Genomic DNA, 13,678 nt, shown 5'->3' with positions numbered 1-13,678 from the left:
CGCTGTTTCATTCGGAAACGACGAAAAGCCGCCCTGGATGAACTCCATGGCAGGTAAAGAAAAACAGTATTTTTAGATAGAAAACACGAGAGAGGGTTCGTGTTGCGTTATGGAGGCAACCCCACCAGCCACACCCCGGCACACAATGTTCCCGCTGTGGCTGCTTCCTTCCGGATCTGACCAGGTTCACGGGTAATCGTTGCGGGGGGACCGATGGGGTCACCATAACGACGCTCACCTGACGGCGAGCCGCGCCATTGTACCTATCTGAGACGAAGTTACAACCGTTCGGGCGGATTAAAAAACATGAGCTGCTTCAAGGACATGCGCCGGCCTTCAAAAGATCGCGACCAGGCCGCGGTCTTTTGATCCTATTGCACCAACACTTCATCCGCCCGGCCGCCCTCTTGCTGGATCACCAGGTGAATGAAGTGCAGCCTGGCGATCACCGCCGGCGGCAAGACGAACGGATAGAAGTCCGGCTGGCCCATACTGCGTGACAACTCGTTGAGCATGCCGGCCAGTTCGATCCGCGCGTTGACGAACGACAGGAACGCCGGCCCGCCGGGATGTTGCGGGTCGAACAGCGTACTGGGTGGAAACGGCTGATAGTCGAACTCCATTTCCTGGGCACTCATGCCAAAACCCAGGGCGGTGTCCACCGCATCCATCATGTGCAGGTAGTGAGCCCAGGTTTCCGCCCAGTCTTCCCAAGGGTGCATGGTGGCGTAGGCGCTGACGTAATGTTGCTGCCAGTCGAGCGGCGCACCTTGTTGATAATGCTGCTCAAGAGCCTCGGCGTAGCTGGCACGCTCGTCGCCGAACAGGCCGCGGAACGGTTCCAGCCAGGCACTGTTGGCGATCAGTCGGTCCCAGTAGTAATGCCCTGTCTCGTGCCGAAAGTGACCGAGCAGCGTGCGATAGGGTTCGTGCATCTGCACGCGAACCTGCTCGCGGTGGGCGTCGTCGGCTTCTTTGATATCGAGGGTGATCAGGCCGTTGGCGTGCCCGGTGGTCGGCGGCTTGCCTTCGAGGTCGATACCGATGAAATCGAAGGCCAGACCAGCCCCTTCGTCCACCGTTTTGGGAATGACCTGCAAGCCCAGGCTGAGCAACTGCGCCACCAGACGACGCTTGGCGGTTTCCACTTTGCGCCAGCGTTCGTGATTCTCGGGAATCGACAGGTCGGGGATGGTGCGATTCAGGCTACAGGCGATGCACAACCCATCGTGATGATTGGCCGGCAATAACCAGTTGCACGCAGCCGGGGAATCGAGATTGGCGCAACGGCGGAAAATACCGGCGTCAGGGTCGGCATCGAGCAACCAGGTATCCGCTTGCGGGCCGGGTTGCAGCGATGACAAGCGACTTTGCTGCGGCTGATAGCCCAGTGCCGCCGAACAGGCCAGGCACTGGCTGTTGCGAAAGAACAGCGACTGCCCGCAGCGACAATGCCAGACCTTGCTGTTGCGCGAACGCTCACCCATGAAGGGCGCGGCGATGCGTGAACTGAGCTGTTCGAAGAAGCGGTACATGGCGATCTCTCTTTGGGGACTGCCAAGACTAGATCATTGCTCAGACATGATCGTTCCCACGCTCTGCGTGGGAATGCCGCCCCGGACGCTCCGCGTCCGCTGTGACGCAGAGCGTCACGGGATGCGTTACCACGCAGAGCGTGGGAACGATCAGTTAAACCGAAATATTGTGCTTGCCAAGAAACTCGACAAACGCCTCTTCATCCAACACTTTCAACCCCAGCTCATTGGCCTTGGCCAGCTTCGAACCTGCGCCCGGCCCGGCGACCACGCAATGGGTCTTGGCCGACACCGAACCGGCCACCTTGGCCCCGAGGCTTTCAAGTTTGTCCTTGGCAACGTCGCGACTCATCAGTTCCAGCGAACCGGTCAGCACCCAGGTCTGCCCAGCCAGCGGCAATCCTTCGACGACTTTTTTCTCGCTCTGCCAATGCATGCCGAAATCGCGCAGCTGCTTTTCAGCGGACTCGGCGAGCTGACGGTTTTCTGCGACCGCAAAAAACTCACGCACCGAGGTCGCCTGCTTCTCCGGCAACGCCTGGCGCATGTCCAGCCAGTCAGCATTCATCACCGTTTCAAGCGAGCCGAATTTGTCGGCAAGCTTCTGCGCCCCACCCGGCCCGACCGAAGGAATGTTCAGCTTGTCGAGAAAACCGCCAAGCGTGGTGCTTGCAGCGAATTCAGCCCCCAACGCCCCCTGATCCTGAATCTGTAGGCCGTGCTTCAACAGATTGGCAATCACCTGCTGGTTATGCGCGTCTTCAAAGAAGCTGTGAATCTCGTGAGCCACTTCCAGCCCGACATCCGGCAGGTACGTGAGCACTTGCGGCAACGCCTGCTGAACACGCTCCAGCGAGCCGAGAGACCGTGCAAGCACCTTGGCCGTCTCTTCGCCGACATCAGGGATACCCAAGGCATAGATGAACCGCGCCAGGCTCGGGCGCTTGCTGTCTTCGATGGCGCCGAGCAGGTTCTTGCTCGACAGCTCGGCAAAGCCTTCGAGGTCGACGATTTGTTCGAAGGTCAATGCGTACAAATCGGCTGGCGAATTCACCAGACCTTCGTCCACCAGTTGCTCGACACTCTTCTCGCCCAGCCCTTCGATGTCCATGGCGCGGCGTGAAACGAAGTGAATGATCGCCTGCTTGAGTTGCGCACCGCAGGCCAGACGGCCGACGCAGCGATACACCGCACCTTCGCTGACAGTCTCGCGACCCTTGCTGCGCTTGACCAGTTGCGTACGCTCGACATGCGAACCGCAGACCGGGCAATGCTCGGGAATCTGTACCGGCCGTGCATCCTCAGGACGACGCTCGATGACCACTTGCACCACTTGCGGAATCACGTCACCGGCGCGACGGATGATCACGGTGTCGCCGATCATCAGCCCCAATCGCGCAACTTCATCCATGTTGTGCAGCGTCGCATTGGCCACGGTAACACCGGCGACCTTGACCGGTTTCAAGCGTGCCACCGGCGTCACGGCACCGGTGCGACCGACCTGAAACTCCACATCGAGCAACTCGGTGAGCTCTTCCATCGCCGGGAATTTATGCGCGATGGCCCAACGCGGTTCGCGGGCACGGAAACCCAACTCGCGCTGGGAGGCAATGCTGTTGACCTTGAACACCACGCCGTCGATTTCATAGGGCAGCGCATTGCGGCGTTCGCCGATGTCGCGGTAGTAATCCAGGCACTCATCGATGCCACGAGCCGATTTCAATTCATGACTGATCGGCATACCCCAGGCTTTGAGTTGCTGCAGATTGCCAATGTGCGTGTCGGCGATATCGGCGGAAACCTGGCCGATGCCGTAGCAGCAGAATTCCAGCGGACGGTTGGCGGTGATCTTTGAATCCAGCTGCCGCAAGCTACCTGCCGCCGCGTTCCGCGGGTTGGCGAAGGTCTTGCCGCCCATTTCCAGTTGCGTGGCGTTGAGCCGCTCGAAACCGGCCTTGGACATGAACACTTCGCCGCGCACTTCCAGGGTCGCCGGCCAGCCGCTGCCATGCAGCTTGAGCGGGATATTGCGCACGGTGCGCACGTTGACGCTGATGTCTTCGCCCGTGGTGCCATCGCCGCGAGTGGCGCCGCGCACCAGCATGCCGTCCTGATACAGCAGGCTGACCGCCAGGCCATCGAGCTTGGGTTCGCAGCTGTACTCCACCGCTGCGCCGCCACCGAACAGGTCGCCGACCGGCAAGTCCAGACCTTCCGTCACCCGGCGATCGAATTCGCGCATGTCGGTTTCTTCGAAGGCGTTGCCAAGGCTGAGCATCGGCACTTCATGACGCACCTGAGTGAACGCCGACAGCGCCGCACTGCCGACGCGCTGGGTCGGCGAGTCGCTGGTGATCAGTTCGGGATGGGCCGCTTCGAGCGCCTTGAGTTCATGGAACAAGCGATCGTATTCGGCGTCCGGAATGCTCGGCTCATCCAGCACATGGTAGCGATAGTTGTGCTGATCGAGCTCGGCGCGCAGCTCTAGAATGCGGGTTTCGGCGGCAGTCATGGGTGTTCTCTCATAAAGCAAAAGAGCAGCCGAGGCTGCTCAATCTCATTTCATCAAGATCAAGGGATCGCAGCCTCGTTTCACTCGACAGCTCCTACAGAAAATCGCGAACCCTGTAGGAGCTGTCGAGTGAAACGAGGCTGCGATCCTTTGACCTCAGCGCTTCTGGGTCAATGCGCGGCGTTCGAACTCAACGATGCGCTGACGGTAGTGCTCAATCGTCTGGGCGGTCAGCACGCTGCGCTGGTCGTCCTTCAGTTCGCCGTTCAGCTCCTGGGACAGCTTGCGTGCCGCCGCCACCATCACGTCGAAGGCTTGCTTCGGATGACGCGGGCCTGGCAGACCGAGGAAGAAGCTCACCGCCGGGGTGCTGAAGTGGTCGATATCATCCAGATCGAAAACGCCCGGCTTGACCGCGTTGGCCATCGAGAACAGCACTTCGCCGTTACCGGCCATGCTTTCGTGGCGGTGGAAAATGTCCATCTCGCCGAAACGCAGACCGCTTTCCAGAATGTTCTGCAACAGCGCCGGGCCCTTGAAGCCGGCCGGGTCGCGGCAGATCACACTGATCACCAGCACTTCTTCGGCTTGTGGCTGATCTTTTTCAGGTGAGCTGGCGGACTTGCGGTCATCCGGGAAATCGTTGTCACGGCTGCTGAAGCTCGGGCCACCGTCCAGGTCCAGGCTGAGGTTCATATCGCCTTGCGACGGCTCGCCATGGCCACGCTTGCCGCGCTTGGAACCCGATTCGCGCGGTTCACGGGCAGGCATGCTCACCGACGGCAAGTCGTGCTCGTCCAGTTGCGGTTCTTTCTGGGTGTCCAGCACGCGGGGCGGGCCCAACAGCTCGGCGCTGGTGTCCTCGTCCGGCAGGTTGGACAGACTTCGGTCAAGACGGAATTTCAGTTTTCCCTTGCCGCCGCGCATGCGACGCCAGCCATCGAAAAGAATACCGGCAATGACAATAATGCCGATGACGATCAGCCACTCGCGCAGACCGATTTCCATGTAATCCCGTGCCTCTATAAAAAATGCTGAAAAATAAGGGGTTTACATTGTGTAAACCGCTTTAAAACGTGGCGCCAACTCTATGTTCTGACAGGCGTTTTGCCCACGTATACGAAAAATTGACATTAAACTAGCACGACCAAAGATAACTTTACACCGTCTGTCACAATGGCTTGCGCGAATATGTCGATTGGCCAGCAAGTCAAGCCAGGTAAAAAAGCCCTACAGCTTAAAATTACCTGTCCTACATGCAATGACTCAGGCGTCCACCATGGCCATCGCCTCCTCCACATCCACTGCCACCAGACGCGAGCAACCCGGTTCATGCATCGTCACCCCCATCAATTGATCGGCCATTTCCATGGCGATCTTGTTGTGGGTGATATAGATGAACTGCACCGTCTGCGACATCTCTTTGACCAGCCGTGCGTAGCGTCCAACGTTAGCGTCATCCAATGGCGCGTCAACTTCATCGAGCATGCAGAACGGCGCCGGATTCAACTTGAAGATGGCAAATACCAGGGCCAATGCGGTCAGGGCTTTTTCGCCACCGGAGAGCAAATGGATGGTGCTGTTCTTCTTTCCTGGCGGCCGCGCCATGATCGTTACCCCTGTATCGAGTAGATCTTCGCCCGTCAGTTCCAAATAGGCGCTGCCTCCACCGAAAACTTTTGGGAAAAGGGCCTGTAAACCGCCATTGATCTGATCAAAGGTATCTTTGAAGCGGTTTCGGGTTTCCTTGTCGATCTTGCGAATCACGTTCTCGAGAGTGTCCAGTGCTTCCACCAGATCGTCGTTCTGGGCATCCAGATAACGTTTACGCTCGGATTGTTGCTGGTATTCGTCGATGGCCGCGAGGTTGATCGCGCCGAGGCGCTGAATCCGCGCGGCAATACGCTCGAGTTCTTCTTCGGCGTCTTTCTCGCTGGCCCCGGCCACCAGTGTGGCGAGCACGCCATTGAGATCGTAGCCATCTTCGAGCAATTGATCCTGCAAGGTCTTGCGCCGCACCGTCAACGCTTGCCATTCCATGCGTTGCTGTTCAAGCTGGCTGCGAATCAACTGGGATTGCTGCTCGGCCTGAGTCCGGCGCTTTTCAGCATCGCGCAGTTCACGGTCGGCGTCTTCCATGGCGATTTGCGCGGTCTTGAGCTCTTCGTCGACGGTCATGCGTTTGTCGAGCAACTCTTCGAGCTTCAGCCGCAGCTCTTCCAGCGGTGCCTCGCCCTCTTCCAGATTGAGGCTCAGCTGTTCGCGCTTCTCGGTCAGGCGCTCTGCCTGCATTTCCAGCCGCTCAAGGGCCTGACGGGTGGAATCGTGTTGCGCCTTCAACGACCCCAGGCGCACCGCCAATTGATGCGCATGGTCCTTGTGCTGCCGGGCTTCCTGGCGCACCCGGTCGAGGCGTTCGCGCAGGCTGTCGCGCTGGGCCAGCAGCAACTCGCGCTGCTCGGTATCCACCGCCATGCTGTCGAGGGCTTCCTGCAATTGCAGGCGCGCTTCGCCGATGTTTTCGTGTTCCAGGGCGCGCTGCTCGCCGAGCTCGGTGAGTTCTTCATCGAGACGGCTGCGGCGCAGGGTCAACTGTTCGACCTTGGCTTTACCAGCCGACAACTGGGCTTTCAATTCGCCCTGCTGACGCGCTTCGTCTTGCAGCAGACGGCGCAAATGTTCGCGGCCGTTTTCCTGCTGACGCTGTTGCGCCCTGAGATTCTGAAGTTGGGTTTCCAGAGTTTCAACCGTGGCTTCGCGTTCTTCACGCTCCAGGCCCAGCCGTTGGATTTCCTGGCCACGGGCGAGTACGCCGCTTTCTGCCTCGCTAGCCCGACGTACGCGTAAAAAGTGCCTGCCAACCCAGTAGCCGTCGCGGCTGATCAGGCTTTGGCCGGCAGCCAATTGCCCGCGCAAGGCCAAGGCCTGTTCAAGGCTGTCGACCGGTTTGACCTGCCCCAGCCAAGGCGACAGGTCGATCTGCGCCTCGACCTTGTCGAGCAAACTGCCGGGCATGCGCACGCCATCGCTGGCCGGGCTGAGCAGGCGCAGATCGCCTTGGGCGAACCCGGCCAGATCGAAATCACCGAAGTCGTCCACCAGCACCGCTTGCAGGTCGGCGCCGAGCACGGTTTCCACCGCCAGCTCCCAACCCGCTTCAACTTTCAGGCCTTCGGCCAAACGCGGACGATCCGCCAGATGCTGTTCACGTAGCCATTCGGCGGTGCCGGTGCCCGGATCGAGCGCAGCTTGCTGCAAGGCTTCCAGCGATGCCAGCCGACCGTTGAGCCGCTGCAAATCACCTTGGGCCTGCTGCTGTGCCGACAACGCTTGCTGCAACTCCTGACGCAGTTGCTCAAGACGTTCGACTTGCGCCTCTTCACTGGCCTGCAAGTCTTCCAGCGTCGCCTCGGACGCGGCCAACTGCTCGCTGAGTTCCATGATCGCCGCGTCTTCCGGGTCTGCCGAAAGCAACGCGCGCTCTTCTGCCAGACGCTTCTGACGATCGGCCAATCGCTCCATGCTGGTTTCCAGCTGCTGGATCCGCGACTGCTGAACTTCAGCCTGGCGACGGGGCTCGGCGGCGGTGAGGTTGAAGGTGTCCCACTGCTCCTGCCAGCCATGCATGGTGGTTTCGGATTCTTCCAGTGCGGCGGCGGCCTCTTCGGCGGCGGCGCTGGTGACTTCCTGTTCCGGCGTGAGCATGTCCAGCTCTTCGCCCAAAGTCAGCAGTAAGGTGCGGTCATGGCCCAAGTGCGATTCGGTTTCCAGCCGCGCGCGCTCGGCTTCTTTCAGATCGTCCTGCAATTGACGCAAGCGCTGCTGACCGTGCTGGATGCTCTGCTCGACCCGAGCGATGTCGCCGCCGACCGAATAGAAGCGCCCCTGCACCAGATTGAAGCGCTCGGACAGGTCGTGATGCCCGTCACGCAGGCGTTCGATGGCTGCGTCGGCATTGCGCTGCTCGGCCACCAGGGCTTCGAAGGTGATTTCCTGGGTGCCGATGATCGCTTCGCGCTGGCCAACCTGCTCGTTCAGCGCCTGCCAGCGCAGGGCCGACAACTGGGCCTTGAGCTGACGCTCTTCGCCCTTGTATTCCTGATACTTCTTGGCGGCCTCGGCCTGGCGGTGCAAGCGTTCAAGCTGACGCTCGAGCTCTTCGCGCAGGTCGGTCAGGCGGGCCAGGTTTTCGTGGGTGCGGCGGATGCGGTTTTCGGTTTCGCGTCGACGCTCCTTGTACTTGGAGATGCCCGCCGCTTCTTCGATAAAGTTGCGCAGGTCTTCCGGCTTGGCTTCGATCAGCTTGGAGATCATCCCCTGCTCGATGATCGAATAGCTGCGCGGGCCGAGACCGGTGCCGAGGAAAATGTCAGTGATGTCACGACGACGGCATTTGGCGCCGTTGAGGAAATAACTGTTCTGGCTGTCGCGGGTCACTTTGCGGCGGATGGAAATTTCCGCGTAGGCGGCGTATTCGCCGATCAAGGTGCCATCGGAGTTATCGAACACCAGCTCGATGCTCGCCTGGCTCACCGGTTTACGGCTGGTGGAGCCGTTGAAGATGACGTCGGTCATCGACTCGCCGCGCAAGTTCTTGGCCGAGCTCTCGCCCATCACCCAACGCACGGCGTCGATGATGTTCGACTTGCCACAGCCATTGGGACCGACCACCGCCGCCATGTTACTGGGGAAGTTCACCGTGGTCGGGTCGACGAAGGATTTGAACCCCGCCAGTTTAATGCACTTGAGCCGCACGCTTAAGCGACCGTCAAGGCAGAAACCACCAGATCGCAACTGCGCTGGGCATACGCCGTCAGCACCACGCGGATCTGCGCAAAGTCACGGGCCAGCACGGCGGCCAGCAGGCGTTCGAACAGTTCCAGGAACTCGCTCATCGAGGCCTTGCGCTGCTCCAACGCCAGGAAATACGCACGGCTCATGGCCGGCTGCAGATTCTCGACGGTTTCTTGCAAGTACGGGTTGTTGGCGAACGGATACGCGGCACGCATCACGCTGAAGCTGTCGTCGACGAACGTGCGGATATCCTGCCGTTCGTAGCTGGCGGTCAGGCGCTGCTGGATCTGCAGGAATGGCGCCATGTCGGCCTGGACTTGCCAACCGCTGGCCACGGCATTGCCGAGCAATATGTACAACTCGCTCATCAGCGTGCACAGGCTCTGCACCTTGTGCGCCGTCAGTTCAGTCACGTGGGCGCCACGTCGCGGTAAAATCGCGATCAAGTGGCGGCGCTCGAGGATCAGCAAGGCCTCACGGACTGAACCGCGGCTGACATTGAGGGCCAGCGTGACCTTCTGCTCCTGGATGCGCTCCCCCGGCTTCATTTCGCCGCGAATGATACGTTCGGCGAGGTGGTGAGCGATTTGCTCGGCGAGGCTGTCCGGCGCCTTGAACGTCATGGTTGTCCTTCAAACTCTTCGATCTGCACAAGCGGCGCAGTGTAGCGCAATTGAGGGGTCATGGCGGAGTGCCCACCCAGCGGTTTTTGGCACGATTCAAGCAAAAAGCAGGCTATCCCGTGAGGGTCAATAATGAAGGAACGAGTCGTTGATCGACAAAATGCCATTTCCTGACCTTTAAGTCAGAAAATCATTGACCGGAAAGTCAGACCTGATAAATTCGGCTCATGTCGGTTAACAACAATAATGAGTTTGCGAGGCCATCCGTGATCCAGTTTTTACTCAACCAGGAACTCCGTAGCGAGCACGCCCTGGACCCGAACCTGACTGTGCTCAATTACTTGCGCGAACATGTGGGCAAACCCGGCACCAAAGAAGGCTGCGCCAGCGGTGACTGTGGCGCGTGCACTGTGGTGGTCGGCGAGCTGCAGACGGATGACGATGGCCGCGAACACATTCGCTATCGCAGCCTCAACTCGTGCCTGACCTTTGTTTCGTCGCTGCACGGCAAGCAACTGATCAGCGTCGAAGACCTCAAGCACCAAGGCCAACTGCACAGCGTGCAAAAAGCCATGGTCGAGTGCCACGGCTCGCAGTGCGGCTTCTGCACCCCGGGCTTTGTCATGTCGTTGTTCGCCCTGCAAAAGAACAGCGATCAACCGGACTCCCACAAGGCCCATGAAGCGCTGGCCGGCAACCTCTGCCGCTGCACCGGTTATCGGCCGATCCTGGCCGCCGCCGAGCAATCCTGCTGCAACAAGCAACCGGACCAGTTCGATGCTCGCGAAGCGCAAACCATCGCTCGCCTGAAAGCCATCGCCCCCACCGACATCGGTGAACTCAATAGTGGCGACAAACGCTGCCTGGTGCCGTTGACCGTGGCCGATCTGGCCGACCTCTACGACGCTTATCCACAGGCCCGCCTGCTGGCCGGCGGTACCGACCTGGCGCTGGAAGTCACGCAATTCCACCGCACCTTGCCGGTGATGATCTACGTCGGCAACGTCGCCGAAATGAAGCGCATCGAGCGCTTCGACGATCGCCTGGAAATCGGCGCCGCCACCGCCCTCTCCGACTGTTACGACGCTTTGAAGGCCGAGTACCCGGACTTCGGCGAATTGCTGCAGCGCTTCGCTTCGTTGCAGATTCGCAACCAGGGCACCCTCGGCGGCAATATCGGCAACGCCTCGCCGATCGGTGACTCGCCACCGCTGCTGATCGCCCTTGGCGCGCAGATCGTGCTGTGCAAAGGCGAGACTCGCCGCACCCTGGCCCTGGAAGATTACTTCATCGATTACCGGGTCACCGCGCGCCAGGAAAGCGAGTTCATCGAGAAGATCATCGTGCCCCGCGCCAGCGCTGAACAACTGTTCCGCGCCTACAAGGTGTCAAAGCGTCTGGACGACGACATTTCCGCAGTCTGCGCAGCATTCAACCTGCGCATCGACAATGGCGTAGTCGCCGACGCCCGCATTGCTTTCGGCGGCATGGCGGCCATCCCGAAACGTGCGAAAAACTGCGAAGCCGCGCTGGTTGGCGCACCGTTCAACAACGCCACCATTGAACGCGCCTGCGCCGCACTGGCCGAAGATTTCACACCGCTCTCGGACTTCCGCGCCAGCAAGGAATACCGCCTGCTCAGCGCGCAGAACCTGCTGCGCAAATACTTCATCGAACTGCAAACACCGCACATCGAGACTCGGGTGACCGCTTATGTCTAATCATCACGCCGTAGAGAAGACCCAAGCCGAACTGGCTGAATTGTTCGCCAAGGACCTGACCACCGGCGTCGGCCGCAGCGTCAAGCACGACAGCGCCGCCAAGCATGTGTCCGGTGAAGCGCAGTACATCGACGATCGGCTGGAATTCCCCAATCAGCTGCACGTTTATGCACGGCTGTCGGACCGCGCCCACGCGAAAATCATCAGCATCGACACCCAGCCCTGCTACGCCTTTGAAGGCGTGCGCATCGCCATCACCCACGAAGACGTGCCAGGCCTGAAAGACATCGGCCCGCTGTTGCCGGGCGATCCGCTGCTGGCCATCGATGATGTGCAGTTCGTCGGCCAACCGGTTCTCGCCGTCGCCGCGAAAGACCTGGAAACCGCGCGCAAAGCCGCGATGGCAGCGATCATCGTATACGAAGACCTCGAACCGGTTCTGGACGTGGTCGAAGCCCTGCGCAAACGCCATTTCGTGCTCGACAGCCATACCCACCAGCGCGGCGATTCGGCCAATGCCTTGGCCACTGCCGAGCATCGCATCCAGGGCACGCTGCACATCGGCGGCCAGGAACACTTTTATCTGGAAACCCAGATCTCTTCGGTGATGCCGACTGAAGACGGCGGGATGATCGTTTACTGCTCGACCCAGAACCCCACCGAAGTGCAGAAACTGGTGGCGGAAGTGCTGGACGTGTCGATGAACAAAATCGTCGTCGACATGCGCCGCATGGGCGGTGGTTTCGGCGGCAAGGAAACCCAGGCGGCAAGCCCGGCGTGCCTGTGCGCGGTGATCGCGCACCTGACCGGTCAACCCACCAAAATGCGCCTGCCGCGTGTCGAAGACATGCTGATGACCGGCAAGCGTCACCCGTTCTACGTCGAGTACGACGTGGGCTTCGACAGCACCGGCCGCCTGCACGGTATCGCCCTGGAGCTGGCCGGTAACTGCGGTTGCTCGCCGGATTTGTCGGCCTCGATTGTCGACCGTGCGATGTTCCATGCCGACAACTCGTACTACCTGGGCGATGCGACCATCAATGGTCACCGCTGCAAGACCAACACCGCATCGAACACCGCTTACCGTGGCTTTGGTGGCCCGCAAGGCATGGTTGCGATCGAAGAAGTGATGGACGCCATCGCCCGCCATCTGGGCCTCGATCCGCTGGCGGTGCGCAAGGCCAACTACTACGGCAAGACCGAGCGCAACGTCACCCATTACTACCAGACCGTCGAGCACAACATGCTCGAGGAAATGACCGCCGAACTGGAAGCCAGCAGCCAGTACGCCGAGCGCCGCGAAGCGATTCGTCGTTACAACGCCAACAGCCCGATCCTGAAAAAAGGCCTGGCGCTGACCTCGGTGAAATTCGGTATTTCCTTCACCGCCAGCTTCCTCAACCAGGCCGGTGCGTTGGTGCATGTCTACACCGACGGCAGCATCCACCTGAACCACGGCGGCACCGAGATGGGCCAAGGCCTCAACACCAAGGTTGCACAAGTGGTGGCTGAAGTATTCCAGGTGGAAATGGACCGGGTGCAGATCACCGCGACCAACACCGACAAAGTGCCGAACACCTCGCCGACCGCCGCTTCCAGCGGCGCCGACCTCAACGGTAAAGCCGCACAGAATGCCGCGGAAATCATCAAGAAACGCCTGGTGGAATTTGCCGCGCGACAATACAAGGTCAGCGAAGAAGACGTGGAATTCCACAACGGTCATGTGCGGGTTCGCGATCACATCCTGACGTTCGAAGCGCTGATCCAGCAGGCGTATTTCGCCCAGGTGTCGTTGTCGAGCACTGGCTTCTACAAGACTCCGAAAATCTACTACGACCGCAGTCAGGCTCGCGGTCGGCCATTCTACTACTACGCCTTCGGCGCGGCCTGCGCCGAGGTGATCGTCGACACCCTGACTGGCGAGTACAAGATGCTGCGTACCGACATCCTCCACGACGTCGGCGCCTCGCTGAACCCGGCCATCGACATCGGTCAGGTCGAGGGCGGCTTCATCCAGGGCATGGGCTGGCTGACCATGGAAGAACTGGTGTGGAACGACAAAGGCAAACTGATGACCAACGGCCCGGCCAGCTACAAGATCCCGGCCGTGGCGGACATGCCGTTGGACCTGCGGGTGAAACTGGTGGAAAACCGCAAGAACCCGGAAGACACGGTGTTCCATTCCAAGGCTGTGGGTGAGCCGCCGTTCATGCTTGGCATCGCCGTCTGGTGCGCGATCAAGGACGCCGTGGCGAGTTTGGGCGACTACCGGCATCAACCGAAAATCGACGCGCCGGCGACGCCAGAGCGGGTGTTGTGGGGCTGTGAGCAGATGCGTCAGTTGAAGGCGGTGAAGGCCGTCGAAACTGAGTCGGAAGTAGTGGTTTGATCGTTCCCACGCTCTGCGTGGGAATACAGCCCGCGACGCTCTGCGTCGCATTGTGAACAGCGGACGCGGAGCGTCCAGAGATGCATTCCCACGCCGAGCGTGGG

At 60.2% G+C, this 13,678-nt stretch carries 7 protein-coding genes and 1 other RNA gene; 2 read left to right on the top strand and 6 right to left on the bottom strand.

Annotated features, from left to right (window positions below):
- Positions 1-119: 119 nt before the first annotated feature.
- The 6 genes from ffs to F475_RS21405 form a co-directional block, all read right to left on the bottom strand.
- An RNA gene (ffs, locus tag F475_RS21430) (signal recognition particle sRNA small type) lies at positions 120-216 on the bottom strand.
- A gap of 155 nt (positions 217-371) precedes the next feature.
- A complete protein-coding gene (locus F475_RS21425; protein WP_111454678.1) occupies positions 372-1,535 on the bottom strand; it encodes a putative zinc-binding metallopeptidase in 1,164 nt (387 codons plus the stop codon).
- A 154-nt stretch (positions 1,536-1,689) separates the two neighbouring features.
- On the bottom strand, positions 1,690-4,047 hold the full coding sequence (gene ligA, locus F475_RS21420) for an NAD-dependent DNA ligase LigA (RefSeq protein ID WP_111454677.1): 2,358 nt from the start codon (positions 4,045-4,047) through the stop codon (positions 1,690-1,692).
- A gap of 156 nt (positions 4,048-4,203) precedes the next feature.
- Entirely contained in the window at positions 4,204-5,055 is an 852-nt protein-coding gene (gene zipA, locus F475_RS21415; RefSeq protein ID WP_018925283.1) for a cell division protein ZipA, read from the bottom strand.
- A gap of 258 nt (positions 5,056-5,313) precedes the next feature.
- Positions 5,314-8,802 carry a chromosome segregation protein SMC gene (gene smc, locus F475_RS21410; RefSeq protein WP_064619151.1) on the bottom strand — a complete coding sequence of 1,163 codons (3,489 nt, stop codon included), beginning with the start codon at positions 8,800-8,802 and terminating at the stop codon, positions 5,314-5,316.
- Between the two features lie 2 nt (positions 8,803-8,804).
- Positions 8,805-9,464 carry a GntR family transcriptional regulator gene (locus F475_RS21405; RefSeq protein WP_064619154.1) on the bottom strand — a complete coding sequence of 220 codons (660 nt, stop codon included), beginning with the start codon at positions 9,462-9,464 and terminating at the stop codon, positions 8,805-8,807.
- A 266-nt stretch (positions 9,465-9,730) separates the two neighbouring features.
- Here F475_RS21405 and xdhA point away from each other — a divergent pair, with 266 nt between their 5' ends.
- A complete protein-coding gene (gene xdhA, locus F475_RS21400) occupies positions 9,731-11,185 on the top strand; it encodes a xanthine dehydrogenase small subunit (RefSeq protein ID WP_111454676.1) in 1,455 nt (484 codons plus the stop codon).
- On the top strand, positions 11,178-13,574 hold the full coding sequence (gene xdhB, locus F475_RS21395; protein ID WP_111454675.1) for a xanthine dehydrogenase molybdopterin binding subunit: 2,397 nt from the start codon (positions 11,178-11,180) through the stop codon (positions 13,572-13,574). Before xdhA ends, xdhB begins: the two co-directional genes overlap by 8 nt.
- Positions 13,575-13,678 lie beyond the last annotated feature (104 nt).

The sequence above is a fragment of the Pseudomonas sp. URMO17WK12:I6 genome (genome assembly GCF_003253625.1).
GTDB lineage: Bacteria > Pseudomonadota > Gammaproteobacteria > Pseudomonadales > Pseudomonadaceae > Aquipseudomonas.
Note: the sequence above shows the minus strand (reverse complement) of the source record. Positions and strands in the feature narration are given on the sequence as shown.

Excerpts from the sequence above, each read along its gene's own strand:
- F475_RS21425 (WP_111454678.1), bottom strand. The coding sequence starts at position 1,535 with ATGTACCGCTTCTTCGAACAGCTCAGTTCACGCATCGCCGCGCCCTTC.
- ligA (WP_111454677.1), bottom strand. The coding sequence starts at position 4,047 with ATGACTGCCGCCGAAACCCGCATTCTAGAGCTGCGCGCCGAGCTCGAT.
- zipA (WP_018925283.1), bottom strand. The coding sequence starts at position 5,055 with ATGGAAATCGGTCTGCGCGAGTGGCTGATCGTCATCGGCATTATTGTC.
- F475_RS21405 (WP_064619154.1), bottom strand. The coding sequence starts at position 9,464 with ATGACGTTCAAGGCGCCGGACAGCCTCGCCGAGCAAATCGCTCACCAC.
- xdhB (WP_111454675.1), top strand. The coding sequence starts at position 11,178 with ATGTCTAATCATCACGCCGTAGAGAAGACCCAAGCCGAACTGGCTGAA.